This window comes from Kitasatospora sp. NPDC001119 (assembly GCF_053598475.1).
In genome coordinates this window covers 46,231-59,787 of record NZ_JBSFKI010000010.1, presented here as the reverse complement: position 1 = coordinate 59,787, position 13,557 = coordinate 46,231, and the positions used below count along the sequence as shown (strand labels likewise).

Annotated in this window: 14 protein-coding genes; 9 read left to right on the top strand and 5 right to left on the bottom strand. The window is 73.6% G+C overall.

Annotation, left to right across the window (positions count from 1 at the left end):
• Positions 1 to 59: 59 nt before the first annotated feature.
• The gene (locus ACWDD9_RS14670) at positions 60 to 866 is read right to left on the bottom strand and encodes a TetR/AcrR family transcriptional regulator (protein WP_049651539.1); all 807 of its coding nucleotides are present in this window, start codon (positions 864 to 866) and stop codon (positions 60 to 62) included.
• 101 nt (positions 867 to 967) lie between these two features.
• On the opposite strand from ACWDD9_RS14670, the gene ACWDD9_RS14665 reads away from it, so the two are divergent.
• From ACWDD9_RS14665 to ACWDD9_RS14650, 4 genes are all read left to right on the top strand, one after another.
• Complete coding sequence (locus ACWDD9_RS14665) at positions 968 to 2,191, top strand: FAD-dependent oxidoreductase (RefSeq protein WP_449811767.1); 1,224 nt, start codon at positions 968 to 970, stop codon at positions 2,189 to 2,191.
• 79 nt (positions 2,192 to 2,270) lie between these two features.
• Complete coding sequence (locus ACWDD9_RS14660; RefSeq protein ID WP_375876946.1) at positions 2,271 to 3,026, top strand: alpha/beta fold hydrolase; 756 nt, start codon at positions 2,271 to 2,273, stop codon at positions 3,024 to 3,026.
• A gap of 38 nt (positions 3,027 to 3,064) precedes the next feature.
• Positions 3,065 to 3,703, top strand: a complete 639-nt coding sequence (locus ACWDD9_RS14655) for a hypothetical protein (RefSeq protein WP_387822774.1) — start codon at positions 3,065 to 3,067, stop codon at positions 3,701 to 3,703.
• 180 nt (positions 3,704 to 3,883) lie between these two features.
• A complete protein-coding gene (locus ACWDD9_RS14650) occupies positions 3,884 to 4,678 on the top strand; it encodes a hypothetical protein (protein ID WP_449811766.1) in 795 nt (264 codons plus the stop codon).
• A 75-nt stretch (positions 4,679 to 4,753) separates the two neighbouring features.
• Here ACWDD9_RS14650 and mqnP read toward each other — a convergent pair whose 3' ends face one another.
• Positions 4,754 to 5,650, bottom strand: coding sequence for a menaquinone biosynthesis prenyltransferase MqnP (gene mqnP, locus ACWDD9_RS14645; RefSeq protein WP_369808292.1), 897 nt, complete (start codon positions 5,648 to 5,650; stop codon positions 4,754 to 4,756).
• Complete coding sequence (locus ACWDD9_RS14640) at positions 5,647 to 7,104, bottom strand: menaquinone biosynthesis decarboxylase (RefSeq protein WP_049651533.1); 1,458 nt, start codon at positions 7,102 to 7,104, stop codon at positions 5,647 to 5,649. Before ACWDD9_RS14640 ends, mqnP begins: the two co-directional genes overlap by 4 nt.
• 92 nt (positions 7,105 to 7,196) lie before the next feature.
• On the opposite strand from ACWDD9_RS14640, the gene ACWDD9_RS14635 reads away from it, so the two are divergent.
• The 4 genes from ACWDD9_RS14635 (at position 7,197) to ACWDD9_RS14620 (ending at position 10,875) form a co-directional block, all read left to right on the top strand.
• Complete coding sequence (locus tag ACWDD9_RS14635) at positions 7,197 to 7,619, top strand: PLD nuclease N-terminal domain-containing protein (RefSeq protein ID WP_375876948.1); 423 nt, start codon at positions 7,197 to 7,199, stop codon at positions 7,617 to 7,619.
• Positions 7,620 to 8,071: 452 nt separating this feature from the next.
• Positions 8,072 to 9,673: an acyl-CoA carboxylase subunit beta gene (locus ACWDD9_RS14630; RefSeq protein ID WP_049651531.1), complete on the top strand. Its 1,602-nt coding sequence runs from the start codon at positions 8,072 to 8,074 to the stop codon at positions 9,671 to 9,673.
• Between the two features lie 95 nt (positions 9,674 to 9,768).
• Positions 9,769 to 9,978, top strand: coding sequence for an acyl-CoA carboxylase epsilon subunit (locus tag ACWDD9_RS14625; RefSeq protein WP_049651530.1), 210 nt, complete (start codon positions 9,769 to 9,771; stop codon positions 9,976 to 9,978).
• 285 nt (positions 9,979 to 10,263) lie between these two features.
• Positions 10,264 to 10,875, top strand: a complete 612-nt coding sequence (locus tag ACWDD9_RS14620) for a ScbR family autoregulator-binding transcription factor (protein WP_049661418.1) — start codon at positions 10,264 to 10,266, stop codon at positions 10,873 to 10,875.
• A gap of 34 nt (positions 10,876 to 10,909) precedes the next feature.
• Here the strand turns inward: ACWDD9_RS14620 and ACWDD9_RS14615 are convergent, their stop codons facing one another.
• Entirely contained in the window at positions 10,910 to 11,548 is a 639-nt protein-coding gene (locus ACWDD9_RS14615; protein WP_449811765.1) for a ScbR family autoregulator-binding transcription factor, read from the bottom strand.
• Positions 11,549 to 11,896: 348 nt separating this feature from the next.
• On the opposite strand from ACWDD9_RS14615, the gene ACWDD9_RS14610 reads away from it, so the two are divergent.
• A complete protein-coding gene (locus ACWDD9_RS14610) occupies positions 11,897 to 13,078 on the top strand; it encodes a ScbA/BarX family gamma-butyrolactone biosynthesis protein (RefSeq protein ID WP_449811764.1) in 1,182 nt (393 codons plus the stop codon).
• Positions 13,079 to 13,094: 16 nt separating this feature from the next.
• On the opposite strand, the gene ACWDD9_RS14605 is transcribed toward ACWDD9_RS14610, so the two are convergent.
• Positions 13,095 to 13,481 (bottom strand): hypothetical protein, encoded by a 387-nt coding sequence (locus ACWDD9_RS14605; protein ID WP_143204614.1) that lies wholly within the window; start codon positions 13,479 to 13,481, stop codon positions 13,095 to 13,097.
• Positions 13,482 to 13,557: the final 76 nt, after the last annotated feature.

Genomic DNA, 13,557 nt, shown 5'->3' with positions numbered 1-13,557 from the left:
ACCCTCGCGAACCGGCAGCCGAGGACGAGGCACCGCGGGGTGCCGGTCACGGGTCCTCCTCAGGGGGTGTCGCCGACGCTCCCGGACTCCGCCGCGGGGAGGGCGACCGCGCGCAGGTAGGCCTGGGCGAAGAGCTCGACGGTCTCGTCCGTCGACGGCAGCCCGTCCCCCAGGGCGGGTTCCAGCACCGGCCGCATCAACGCGTGGTTGAGCAGCGGGCCGATCATCAGCTGGGTCAGCACCGGGGTGGGCAGCGGTCTCAGCCGACCGGCCCGCACGTGCGGGCGCAGCAGCCGGTCCAGGCCGGCGAGCGCCTGCGGCAGGGTGGCGGCCATCACCCGGGCGGCGGGGCCGTCCGGGCGGCCGAGCAGGTCGGCGAAGACTGCCGGGACGATCCGCGGCTCGTGCACGAAGGCCGCGGCGAAGGTGGCGTGGAGCGCCCGGACGGTCTCCTCCAGGGTCTCCGGCGGGTCGGCGGCGAGGGCCTCCAGGTCGGGCAGCGCGGAGTGCCGCTCGAACACGGCGGCGAGCAGGCCGTCCCGCCCCTCGAAGACGGTGTGCAGGCTGGGCAGCGAGCAGTCGGCCCGGTCGGCCACGGCGTCCAGGGTGACCCCGGCCAGGCCGCGCTCGGCCACCAGCAGCGCCGCCGCCGCGATCGCGCGCTCGCGCACCGGCGGCCGTCCGCCCGGGTCGACGCCCGCCTCCCGGACGGCCTCGTCCAGCACCGCCCGGGAGCCGCCGAGCCTGCGCAGCAGCGTGCTGCGGGAGATGCCGGCCGTCGCGGCGATCGCCGTGAGCGGGACGTCCGCGACGTCCTGGCCCCGTTCCTTCGCCGCCGTGAGGGCGGCCGTCACCAGCTCCTTCATGTGAAGCATCGTACTACTTGACACCTGGGACGGTTCCAGAGATTCTGTATATGCAGGTTCCACACGGACAGTGATCGATCGAGCACTGAAAGGGGAGAGCCATGAGCGTCGTGATCTCCGGGGGCGGGCCGGCCGGAATGATGCTGGGCCTGATGCTGGCGCGCGCCGGTGTCGAGGTGACCGTGCTGGAGAAGCACGGGGACTTCCTGCGCGACTTCCGCGGCGACACCGTCCACGCCTCCACCGTGCGGCTGATGGACGAGCTCGGCCTCGGCCGGAAGTTCGCCGCGCTGCCGCAGAGCCGCCTCGGCAACCTGGTGGTGCAGCCGCCCGGCTCCGCCCCCGTCGCGCTGAGCGCCTACGAGCGGCTGCGGCCCCCGTACAACTACATCGCCATGATCCCGCAGTGGGACCTCCTGAACTTCCTGGTCGCGGAGGCCCGGCAGGAGCCCGCCTTCACCCTGCGGATGAACACCGAGGCGACCGGACTGCTCCGGGACGGCGGCCGGGTCACCGGAGTCCGGTACCGCACCCGGGACGGCGAGGAGGGCGAGCTGCGCGCCGACCTCACCGTCGCCGCCGACGGCCGGCACTCCACCCTGCGCCGGGCGGCCGGCCTGGCCACCCAGGAGTTCCCGGTGCCCTTCGACACCTGGTGGTTCCGGCTGCCCCGGCACCCCCACGAGCAGGCCCAGCCGCCCAGCCTCGTCCCCGGGTTCGGGTCCGGCGACATGGTGCTGAGCTTCGCCCGGACCGACTACTTCCAGATCGCCTACTTCCGCGCCAAGGGCGCCGACCCGCAGCTGCGCGCCGAGGGGATCGAGCGGTTCCGCGAGCGGATCGCCCGGCTGCTGCCCCAGTACGCGGACCGGGTCGACCAGTTGGCGAGCCTCGACGACCTGCACCTGCTCGACGTCCGGCTCAACCGGCTGGGCCGCTGGTACACCGACGGGCTGCTGCTGATCGGCGACGCCGCCCACGCGATGTCCCCGGCCGGCGGGGTGGGCATCAACCTCGCCATCCAGGACGCCGTCGCGGCCGCCACCCTGCTCGCCGAACCGCTGCGCCGCGGCCGTCCGACCGTGGCGGCCCTGGCCCGGGTCCAGCACCGCCGGCTGCGGCCGACGGTGATCATGCAGCGGATGCAGCGGGTCCTGCACAGCGTGCTGTTCGAGCCGGTCCTCACCGGCGAGCGGGCCGGCCCGCCCGCCCGGCTGGTGGCCCTCGCCCGGCACGTCCCCGGCTTCCCGGTACTGCTCTCCCGCCTGATCGCCTTCGGCCCGCTCCCCGAGCACGCACCGGCCTTCGCCCGGCGCGACGCCTGAGCCCCGGCGGGCGGCATCCGCCCCGGATCCCCGCGAACCGTCCGTTCGGACGGGCGGATCGCGGGGAACGACCGTTGGCATGACGATCCCTCACCGCCTGATCGGCACCGGCGACCACCACGTCCTGGTCCTGCACGACTGGTTCGGCACCAGCGCGGGCTGGGGCCCGTTCCTCGACTACCTCGACGGCAAGGCCTTCGGCTACGCCTTCCTCGACTACCGCGGCTACGGGCTGCGCAAGGGCGTCACCGGCGCGTACACGCTCGCCGAGATCGCCTCCGACGCGCTCGCCCTGGCCGACCAGCTCGGCTGGGACCGCTTCTCGCTGGTCGGCCACTCCATGGGCGGCAAGGCGGCCCAGCAGGTGCTCGCCGAGGCGCCGCTGCGGGTGCGCAAGCTGGTCGGCCTGGCCCCGGTGCCGGCCGGGGAGTACCCGATGGACGCGGCGGGCGAGGCCCTGTTCTACGGCGCGGCCGAGGACCGGGAGAAGCGCTTCGCGATCCTCGACCTGGTCACCGGGCAGCGGGCCGGCCGGGTCTGGCTCGACCGCATGGTCGACCAGTCCCTGCGGCAGTCCACCCCCGAGGCCTTCGGCCGCTACGTGCACGACTGGACGACGGCCGACCTGCGGCGCCGGATCGACGGCAACCCGGTGCCGGTCAAGGTGATCGTCGGCGAGCACGACCTCGCCCTCACCGCCGAGGTGATGCGCGGCACCTTCCTCGCCCACTACCCCAACGCCGAGCTGGAGGAACTCGCCGGCAGCGGGCACTACCCGATGTACGAGGCCCCGGTGGCCCTGGCGACGGCGCTGGAGGGCTTCCTGCACAACTGAGGCCGGCCCGGCCGGGGCCTCCGTATGATCCGACGATCATGACTGATCACGAGCTCTGGCACCGTCTGGACCGCATCCGCCACGAACGCGGGCTCCTCACCCCCGGCGAGCTGGTGCTGCTCGCCGACCGGGGCGTGGCCGTCCTCGACCCGTTCTCCGTACTGGTCGCGCGGCGGGTGACGCTGTCGGCGGAGACCGTCCTGTACCCGGGCGCGACCGTCGAGTGCGACGCGGACAGCGACTGCGCGATCGGCCCGGGCACCGTCCTGTACGGCGGCGCCCGGATCGTCGCGACCGGCGGCGGGCGGATCACCGTCGGACGCCGCGCGCGGATCGGCGAGGGCGGCGCCGTGGTCAGGGCCGGGGCGGGCGAGGCCGTCGAGCTCGGGGACGAGGTCAGGATCGCCAACGGCGCCGAGCTGACGGGCCGTTGTCGACTCGGCACCGGCGCCCAGGTCCTCGGCCCGATCTCCGCCCGCGCGGTCGAGCTCGCCGCCGGCCGCCCGTACACCCACCCCGACCCGGACGGTCGCGGCGGCGTCCTCAAGGGCCACGGCCGGGCCCGGGGCACCCGGGTCGGCGTCGGCGAGGTCGTCAACGGCAACGGCGACTTCGCCGCCGCCCCGGTCGAACGCCAGCGGACCTACCACCCGGACGCCCCCCACCTGGGCGACTGACCCCGCAGCACCTCCGGACCCGCACCCCGCACCACGGGGCCGAGGAGGGCGGCGGCCGCCCAGAGCGCGAAGCATCAGGGGGCGTGCGGGAGTTGGCGCGCGCCGCGGGGTAGACGCTGGCGCATGGACCCGAGACCCGTGCGCATTGGGCGTCTCATCCTTCTCGCCTACGTTCGATGCATGACAGATGAGCGAGTTGACGACACGTCGCCGGTGCTGGTGATCGGCGTCTCCGGAGCGGTCGGGCGGCACCTCGGGCTGCAGCTCGCGGCGGCCGGCGTGCGGGTGCGGACGCTGCCCCGGCGGGAGCTGCGCGACCCGGCGTCGCTGGAGGCCACGGTGCAGGGCGCCGGCGCGGTGCTGCTGGGGTGGCCGTTCCCGACGGCGGACGGGGCCACGGAGGCCGTCGGCGTGCTGGCCCGGGAGGTCGGGCGGGTGGTGTTCCTGTCCTCGGCCGTCCCCGGCCGGCCGGAGGGCGGGATCGAGGCGCTGCTCGCCGGCAGCGGGGTGCGGCACACGGTACTGCGGGCGCACGGCTTCGCCGCCGCGTTGCAGTGGGCGGAGGAGATCAGGGCCGGGGGCACGGTGCGGGGCTACGGCGGCGCGGCCGGGCTGAACCCGGTGGACGAGCGGGACGTCGCGGCGGTGGCCGTCCGGGCCCTGGTGGAGGACGGCCACGACGGCGCCCGGTACGTCCTCACCGGCCCGGAGTCGCCGACCCAGGCGGAGCAGGTGGAGATCATCGGCGCGGCCGCGGGCCGCCCGGCCACCTGGCAGGAGGTCTCCCGCAAGACCGCCCGCCACCGGTTGTCCGCCGCCGGCCGCCCGTCGGCCGCCGTCGACGGCGCCCTGGACCTCGTCCACGCCCGCCTCACCGCCCCCGAGCCGGCCACCAGCACCGTCCAGGACGTCACCGGCCACCCGGCTCGCAGCTTCCACGCCTGGGCGAGGGACCACGCGGCCCTGTTCCGCTGAGCCGGTCCACGAGCGGCGGGCGGGCCCGGACGAGGCGGGAGGAGCGCCCCGTGAGCCCGCCGGCGGACGCGCGGATCAGATCCCGAGCCCCCGGACGACCAGGTCCACCAGCGCGAAGAAGAACAGCGAGATCCCCACGAAGCTGTTGGTCTGGAAGAACGCCCGGTTGAGCTTCGACAGATCGTTCGGCCGCACGATGGTGTGCTCGTACACGAAGGCCCCCGCGACGACCACGAGGCCGATCCAGAACGCCGCTCCGGCGTCCGTCAGGAGCGCGAACCAGCCCAGCAGGAGCGTCGTCAGGACGTGGCACACCCGCGCGCCCCGGATGGCCGCCGGCACGCCGTACCGCGCGGGCACCGAACGGACCCCGTGCTCGCGGTCGGACTCGACGTCCTGGCAGGCGTAGACGAGGTCGAAGCCGCCGATCCAGATGCCGACGGCCACGCCCAGCACGACCGCCTCCCACGACCAGCTGCCCGTGACCGCGAGCCAGGCGCCGACCGGCCCCATCGCCTGGGCGATGCCCAGGATCGCCTGCGGGAAGTTCGTGAACCGCTTGCCGTACGGGTAGACCACCATCGGCACCACGGCGACCGGCGCGAGCGCCAGGCAGAGCGGGTTGAGCATCGCGGCCGCGCCGAGGAAGACCACCAGCGCGACGGCCGAGCCGACGTACGCGGTCTTCAACGACACCGCTCCGGTGACCAGTTCACGCGTGGCCGTGCGCGGGTTGCGGGCGTCGATCTCCCGGTCGATGATCCGGTTCGCCGCCATGGCGAAGGTGCGCAGCCCCACCATGCACACGGTGACGACGAACAGCTCGCCCCAGTGCACCCGCTTGTCCGCGAGGAACATGGCCGTCAGCGCGGCGATGTACGCGAACGGGAGCGCGAAGACCGAGTGCTCGATCATCACCAGGCGGAGGAACGCCCTGGTGCGCCCCGGCGTCTCGACAGCGGCCGTGCTCACAGTCCGTATTCCTTCCAGCGACGCGACACCAGTTCGGCGGTGGCCGGGTCGGAGGACACCATCTCCGGCCAGCCGCCGTCCCGGGTGTACCCCTCCTCCGGCAGCTTGCGGGTCGCGTCGATGCCCGCCTTGCCGCCCCAGAACTGCTGGTACGAGGCGTGGTCCAGGTGGTCCACCGGGCCTTCGACCACGGTCAGGTCCCGGCTGTAGTCGACGTTGCCGAAGGCCCGCCAGGCGACCTCCTGGTAGTCGTGCACGTCGCAGTCGGCGTCCACCACGATGATCAGCTTGGTCAGCGACATCATGTGCGCGCCCCAGATCGCGTGCATCGTCTTCTGGGCGTGCTTGGGGTACTTCTTGTCGATCGAGACGATCACGCAGTTGTGGAAGCCGCCGGCCTCGGGCAGGTCGTAGTCGACGATGTCCGGGATGATGATCTTCAGCAGCGGCAGGAAGAACCGCTCGGTGAACTTGCCCAGCGGGCCGTCCTCCGTCGGCGGGCGGCCGACCACGATGGACTGGAGGATCGGGCGGCGGCGCATCGTCACGCAGTCGATCTTCAGCGCCGGGAACGGCTCCTGCGGGGTGTAGAAGCCGGTGTGGTCGCCGAACGGGCCCTCGGGCAGCATCTCGCCGGGCTCCAGCCAGCCCTCCAGGACCACCTCGGCGTCGGCCGGGACCTGGAGCGGCACCGTCTTGCAGTCGACCATCCGGACCCGCTCCCCGGCGACGAAGCCGGCGAAGAGGTACTCGTCGATGTCCCCGGGCAGCGGCGCGGTGGCCGCGTAGGTGACGGCCGGGGGGCAGCCGAAGGCGATCGCGACCGGGAGGCGCTCACCGCGCTTGGCCGCCACCGCGGCGTGGTTGCGGCTGTCCTTGTGGATCTGCCAGTGCATGCCGATGGTGCGGCGGTCGTGCCGCTGGAGCCGGTAGAGGCCCAGGTTGCGGATGCCGCTGTCCGGGTCCTTGGTGTGGGTCAGGCCCAGGTTGAAGAAGGAGCCGCCGTCCTGCGGCCAGGTGAAGAGCGCGGGCAGGTCGTCCAGGTCGACGTCGTCGCCGGTGAGCACGACCTCCTGCACCGGGGCGTCACCCGGCTTCACGTGCCGGGGCGGGACGTGCGCCATCGAGGCGAGCTTGCCGAAGGCGTCCCGGAAGCCGGTGAAGCCCTGCGGCAGCTCGGGCTTGAGCAGGCCGGCGATCTTCTCGGAGATGTCGTCCGGGCCCTTGAGGCCGAGCGCCTTGGCCAGCCGCCGCTCGGTGCCGAAGACGTTCATCGCCAGGGGCATCGACGAGCCCTTGACGTTCTCGAAGAGCAGCGCCGGGCCCTTGGCCTTCTGCACCCGGTCGACGATCTCGCCGATCTCCAGGTGCGGGTCCACCTCCGCCTTGATGCGCTTGAGGTCGCCCTCACGGTCGAGGGCCCGGAGAAACGAGCGGAGATCGTCGTATGCCATGCCTGTCAGTATCCGCCACCCGATAGCCTGGCCGGGTCAAGGGCCCCTGGAAGGCGCCCGCCACCATCGCCGCCCGGGGGGAGATCCCAGCCGTGCCGAGGATTCTTCTGACCATCATCCTTCCGCTCGCGCTCTGGGTCTGGGCGTTCGTGGACTGCCTGACCACGCCCGAGGACGAGGTGAAGCACCTGCCCAAGGTGGTCTGGGTGCTGATCGTGCTGCTCTTCCCGCCGCTGGGCCCGATCGCCTGGCTGATCGCCGGCAAGCAGCGCGGCTTCCTGCGGGCCGCGTCCGCCGGGGCCCACCCGGGGTACCCGGCCGACGACCGGGCGGGCCGTCCCGCCGCGCGCGGCGGGCGCCCGCTGGCGCCGGACGACGACCCCGAGTTCCTCGCCTCGTTGAAGAAGGACGACAAAGACCACGAGTCCATGCTCAAGCAGTGGGAGGCCGATCTGCGCCGTCGCGAGCGGGAGCTGCGCGACCGCGACGAGCCCGAGGACGGCAGGAAGAGCTGATCGGAGCGGGTCCGCCCGCTCGCCCGGACAGCCCACCCCCACCATGCGGGGTGGGCTGCGGCATTTTTGGTGCTTCCCTACGACTGCGCAACCCCTAACCCGGACGGCGACCCCCTGCCCGCCGGGCTTGAGCGGACCTTGAGCGGAGCCCAAGAGGACCGGCCTACAGTACTGGGAGACGGCCCTGACCTGCGCTTTCCTTCATGCTCAGATCATCGGACCATCATCTGTCCGACAACCCCCGGTATCCGAATGAACACCGAGCGCTCAGTCAACGATCCGACCGCTTCTGTCCAGGCCTGACAGCTAAACGAACTCGACCTTGTACGGAATCGACGCCGAAACCAGCGCACGGCCCCTCGTACAGTCATAAGTGAAGAAAGTGATTCGCAGCCGGGGGCACAGCAGACGTTGGCTGTCGGACAGTTCCCTCACCCTTGGAGTGGTTCGAGATGACGGTTGTGCATGAGGCGCCGGTCGACGGCGAGGTCCCCGAGGTCCCGGCCGACGCCCGCGGGCGGGTCGCCGAGCTGCACGAGCTGCGCGAGAAGGTCCGCCGCGGCCCCAGCGACAAGGCCACCGAGGCCCAGCACGCCAAGGGCAAGCTGACCGCGCGCGAGCGCATCGAGCTGCTGCTGGACGAGGGCTCCTTCCAGGAGGTCGAGCCGTTTCGCCGGCACCGCGCCCAGGGCTTCGGCCTGGAGGCCAAGAAGCCGCACACCGACGGCGTGATCGTCGGCTGGGGCACCGTCCACGGGCGCACCGTCTTCACGTACGCGCACGACTTCCGGATCTTCGGCGGCGCGCTGGGCGAGGCCCACGCCCAGAAGATCCACAAGATCATGGACATGGCCATCGCGGCCGGTGCCCCGCTGGTCTCGCTGAACGACGGCGCCGGCGCCCGCATCCAGGAGGGCGTCACCGCCCTGGCCGGCTACGGCGGCATCTTCCAGCGCAACACCAAGGCGTCCGGCGTCATCCCGCAGATCTCGGTGATGCTCGGCCCGTGCGCCGGCGGCGCCGCGTACTCCCCCGCGCTGACCGACTTCGTCTTCATGGTCCGCGAGACCTCGCAGATGTTCATCACCGGCCCGGACGTGGTCCAGGCGGTCACCGGCGAGAAGATCAGCCAGAACGGCCTCGGCGGCGCCGACGTGCACGCTGGCGTCTCCGGCGTCTCGCACTTCGTCTACGACGACGAGCAGTCCTGCATCGAGGAGGTCCGCTACCTCCTGTCGCTGCTGCCGCAGAACAACCGCGAGATGCCGCCGTCCGTGGTGACCGAGGACCCGGTCCAGCGCCGCAACGACAGCCTGCTGGACCTGGTGCCCGCCGACGGCAACCGCCCGTACGACATGCGAAAGGTGATCGAGGAGATCGTCGACCACGGCGAGTACCTGGAGGTCCACGAGCGCTGGGCCACCAACGTGCTCTGCGTGCTCGCCCGGATCGACGGCCACGTCGTCGGCATCATCGCCAACCAGCCGCAGTCGCTGGCCGGCGTGCTGGACATCAACGCGAGCGAGAAGGCCGCCCGCTTCGTCCAGATGTGCGACGCCTTCAACATCCCGCTGGTCACCCTGCTCGACGTCCCCGGCTTCCTGCCCGGCGTCGACCAGGAGCACGGCGGCATCATCCGCCACGGCGCCAAGCTGCTGTACGCGTACTGCAACGCCACCGTGCCGCGCATCTCGCTGATCCTGCGCAAGGCCTACGGCGGCGCGTACATCGTGATGGACTCCCGCTCGATCGGCGCCGACCTGTCGTACGCCTGGCCGACCAACGAGATCGCCGTGATGGGCGCCGAGGGCGCGGCCAACGTCATCTTCCGGCGCGAGATCAACGCCGCCGAGGACCCGGACGCCATGCGCGCCCAGAAGATCAAGGAATACAAGAACGAGCTGATGCACCCGTACTACGCGGCCGAGCGCGGCCTCGTGGACGACGTCATCGACCCGGCCGAGACCCGCCAGGTGATCGCTTCCGCCCTGGCCATGCTCCGCACCAAGCACGCCGACCTGCCCAGCCGCAAGCACGGCAACCCGCCGATGTAGTGGCGCGCACCGCCGCGACAGCCCGCACCTCAGCAGCAGCCCGCACCGACGCGCCACCACCTCAGACCGCAGCCACCCGGGGGAGAAACCAGGACATGACCGCTTCCGCCGAACCCCTCGTCCGCATCGTCCGCGGCAGCCTCACCGACGAGGAACTCGCCGCCCTGACCGCCGTCCTCGCCGCGCGCGCCGCCGTCGCGCAGCAGGCCGCCGCCGCCGCGCCGATCGAGCCGATCGCCAACTGGCAGCGCCTGGAGCGCCGCCCGGCGTACTACTCGCCGTTCAGCTGGCAGCAGGCGGCCTGACGGCCCACGGCCCGTGCCGACGGCCGGTCACCCCGCTCGGGTGACCGGCCGTCCGGCGTTGCCCGGGCCGCCTCGGGCTTCGTCCGGGGCCGCGTCAGGCTTCGTCCGGAGCCGCGTCGGCGCTGGTCCGGGGCCGCGTCGGCGGTGCTCCCGCCCGGTCGGCCGGGGCCGGAGGGGCCCGCGGCGGGCTCGGTAGGATGCCTACTGGACGGTATGCGTCCGCCGCCCCGTCCGCCCCCATAGGATCGGCCGCTGCCGAGACCAGAACTTTCCAGGGAGGCTGCGATGGCCAGGCAGGCCCGCGCGCTGGCGACCCGCCAGACGGTACTCGTCGCGGCGGCCGAGGTGTTCGACGAGCGGGGCTACGCCGCCGCCACGATGTCCGAGATCCTGGACCGCGCCGGCGTCACCAAGGGCGCGCTGTACTTCCACTTCCGCTCCAAGGAGGAGCTGGCGCTCGCCGTCATCGAGGGACAGGGCGTCTTCATCTCCGGCTGGACACCGGCCTCGGACAGCCCGGTGCAGAACCTGATCGACCTCGGGTACGCCTTCGCCCGCGCGCTCCAGACCGACCCGCTGGTGCGCGGCAGCATCCGGCTGACGATCGAGCACGGCAGCTTCACCCAGCCGCAGCTCGCGGCCTACCAGGGCTGGATGGACACCGTCCGCGTCCTGCTGGAGCACGCCCGGGAGGCCGGCGACCTCCACCCGGGGGTCGACCTGACCGCGGCCGCCGGGGTGATCACCGGGGCCGTCACCGGCATCCAGCTGAGCTCCCAGGTGCTGGCCGACCGGCAGGACCTGATCCAGCGGCTGTCCGACCTCTGGACGCTGCTGCTGCCCGGCCTGGTCCAGCCGCACGCGCTCGCCCGGCTGAGCGTCGCCGAGCGCGCCTGAGCCCCGACTCCGGGAGCCCCGGGGCCGGGGCCGGTCAGACCCGGTAGCCCGCCCGGTGCTCCGCCGTCACCAGGGCCGGCAGCGCGGCCGTCCAGAGCCGGCTCACCGCCTCAGGACCGGGCCGGCCGGTCTCCTCGCCCGCGAGCAGCACCTGGCCGGCCGCCACCGCGGTGAGCAGTTCGGCGGCGGCCCGCCGGTCCACCCCGGGGCGCAGCTCGCCGGCCTCGGCGGCGCGCTCCAGCAGCCGGTGGACGACGGCGGTGAGGCTGCGCCAGGCGACGTCGGAGGCCACGGGCGGGCCGTCCGGCCCCTCCTGGGCGCCGTCCCGGCGCGGGCCCTGGCGGCCGAGCCGGACGCCGGCCCGCACCACCACGTCCTCGCGCAGCATCCGGGCCAGCTCGTGCGAGAAGTCGATCAGCCCCTGGAGGGCCGGGCCGTCGGCCCGCAGCGCGCGCAGCGCGGCCGAGCCGACCTCCCGCCCGGAGGCGCGGCGCACCCCGTCGGCGAGGGCCTGCTTGGACACGAAGTGGAAGTAGAGGGCCCCCTTGCTCACCCCGGCCCGGCGGCTGATGTCGACCAGGCTGGCGGCCTCGAAGCCCACCCGCGCGAAGGTCTCCGCGGCGGCGAGCAGTACGGCCCGCCGGGTCCGCCCAGCCCGCTCCTGCTTGACCACTGGCCCCCTCCGGACTCGGCCGGGCGCGATCCCCGCCCCACCCGGCTGCTGTCGGCGCGGCCCCTGCGGGGGCGGCGCTCGCATGCGGACGGCACCCTCCGAAACCGCATGGTTGGTATCTAATCTAGCGCTTGCTTCGCCCCCGCCGTCCAGCGGGGACGGCCCCCCACCGATGGTCCGAGGCCTCCCGAACGGGCATTCCCGCAGCCCAGGGGGCAGGTAGCGTGGCCGGGCCGGAGCGTTCGACCTGGGCACCCCAGCCGCCGAACACAAACCGGGTGGTATGTATGTTTTGCTCGGACGGCCGTGGCGGCCGCTCCGACCGACACCCTGAAGCGGGGGCCCGTCATGCCATCGATCGTAGAGCCGGACCCGCACGATCCGTACGCCCACCCCGGCCCGGGCAGCGCCGGCGGCTTCGGGTTCCACGACGGCCCCGCCACCGGCTACGACTTCCACCACGGCCCCGCCACCGGCTACGACTTCCACGACCGGACCGTCTCCCGGCACCTGGTGCACCGCGCCTCGGTGTCCGAGGTGTTCCTCACCGGCTGGCAGGCCACCGGCCCGTACGACTTCCTGCTCGGCGCCCAGTGGCCCCGGCTGCACGGCTTCTACCGGCTGCCCGGGGACCGCTACCACGACCCGGTGCTGCTGGCCGAAACGATCCGGCAGACCGGGCTGCTGATCGGCCACGCCGGGTTCGGGGTTCCGCGCGGCCACCACTTCATGATGGAGGACCTCTCCTACGCGCTCGACGGGACCGGCCTGCCGGGCCTCGCCGTCACCGCCGGCCCCGCCTCGCTGATGCTGGCCGTCGGCTGCGAGGACGTCCGGATGCGGCACGGCGAGCTCGCCTCGCTCCGGGTCTGCGTCGACGTCACCCGGGACGGCCGGCCGATCGGCCGCGGCAGCGGACGGCTGCGGGTGGTCTCCCCCGCCTCGTACGCCCGGCTGCGCGGCCCCGCGCGGCGCACCCTCCCGCCGCGCCCGCCGGCACCCGCCGCGCCCGAGCTGGTCGGCCGCGCACAGCCCGCGGACGTGGTGCTCAGCCCGACCCTGGCGCCGGACACCTGGCTGCTGCGCGCCGACGCCACCCACCCGGTGCTGTTCGACCACGAGCTGGACCACGTGCCCGGGATGCTGGTGCTGGAGGCCGCCCGGCAGGCCGCCCAGCGGCTGCGCCACCCCGAGCCGGTGGTCCCGGTCGAGCTGGTGACCTCCTTCGACCACTACATCGAGCTGGACCGGCCCTGCTTCGTCCGGGCCGCCCCCGAACCGGCCCCCGGGCCGGCCGAGGGGCCGGCCGCGGCGGACGGGCGGCTCGCGGTACGGGTCGAGCTGCTCCAGGACGGCCGGACGGCGGCCGAGTGCCTGCTGCTCACCGTGCCGGTGGACGGACCGGCCGAGGGCCCGGGGGTGCCGGTCCGGCGGGACGCCTACGACGGCCGCCCCACCGCCCCGGGCCCCGCCGTACCCGGCCCTCCCCTGCCGGGCCTCGGGGGCGCCCGGCTGCCGCTGGCGAGTTAGGGACGCCCCGGGCCCGTCAGGCGGCCACCAGGGCGGCCGGCCGGCCCGCGTGCATCACGCTGAGGTTGGTCGCCAGCCGGACCGGGTCCTGGGACAGCCAGAGCCGCAGCGCGGCACCCAGGGCCGCGCTGGCCGACTCGACCCGGACGTCGGTGATCTGCGCGATCCGGGCCGCGCCCGGCACCAGCAGATCGGCCAGCGGGGTCGGCAGCCACACCGTCAGGGCGCACGGCGCGGGCACGGCCAGCGCCCCCAGCAACCGGTAGGCGTCCCCCGGCGCGCTGAGCGTCGGGATGATGTCCAGCAGCGCGTCGGACACCACCTCCGACACGTCGCTCCGGTGTCCCTGGGCGAGCCTGCGGAGCAGCGTGCGCTCGGCGGCGGTGATTCGGACGGTCAGCATGACCTCGTCGCACTCCATTGCGCGATTTCCTCCTCAGTTCCCTCTCGCACCGGCCGGCGGCCGGCGCGCACTACCC

Excerpts from the sequence above, each read along its gene's own strand:
- ACWDD9_RS14605 (WP_143204614.1), bottom strand. The coding sequence starts at position 13,481 with ATGCTGACCGTCCGAATCACCGCCGCCGAGCGCACGCTGCTCCGCAGG.
- ACWDD9_RS14630 (WP_049651531.1), top strand. The coding sequence starts at position 8,072 with ATGACGGTTGTGCATGAGGCGCCGGTCGACGGCGAGGTCCCCGAGGTC.
- ACWDD9_RS14620 (WP_049661418.1), top strand. The coding sequence starts at position 10,264 with ATGGCCAGGCAGGCCCGCGCGCTGGCGACCCGCCAGACGGTACTCGTC.
- ACWDD9_RS14650 (WP_449811766.1), top strand. The coding sequence starts at position 3,884 with ATGACAGATGAGCGAGTTGACGACACGTCGCCGGTGCTGGTGATCGGC.
- ACWDD9_RS14660 (WP_375876946.1), top strand. The coding sequence starts at position 2,271 with ATGACGATCCCTCACCGCCTGATCGGCACCGGCGACCACCACGTCCTG.
- ACWDD9_RS14640 (WP_049651533.1), bottom strand. The coding sequence starts at position 7,104 with ATGGCATACGACGATCTCCGCTCGTTTCTCCGGGCCCTCGACCGTGAG.
- ACWDD9_RS14670 (WP_049651539.1), bottom strand. The coding sequence starts at position 866 with ATGAAGGAGCTGGTGACGGCCGCCCTCACGGCGGCGAAGGAACGGGGC.
- ACWDD9_RS14610 (WP_449811764.1), top strand. The coding sequence starts at position 11,897 with ATGCCATCGATCGTAGAGCCGGACCCGCACGATCCGTACGCCCACCCC.
- ACWDD9_RS14625 (WP_049651530.1), top strand. The coding sequence starts at position 9,769 with ATGACCGCTTCCGCCGAACCCCTCGTCCGCATCGTCCGCGGCAGCCTC.
- ACWDD9_RS14655 (WP_387822774.1), top strand. The coding sequence starts at position 3,065 with ATGACTGATCACGAGCTCTGGCACCGTCTGGACCGCATCCGCCACGAA.
- ACWDD9_RS14665 (WP_449811767.1), top strand. The coding sequence starts at position 968 with ATGAGCGTCGTGATCTCCGGGGGCGGGCCGGCCGGAATGATGCTGGGC.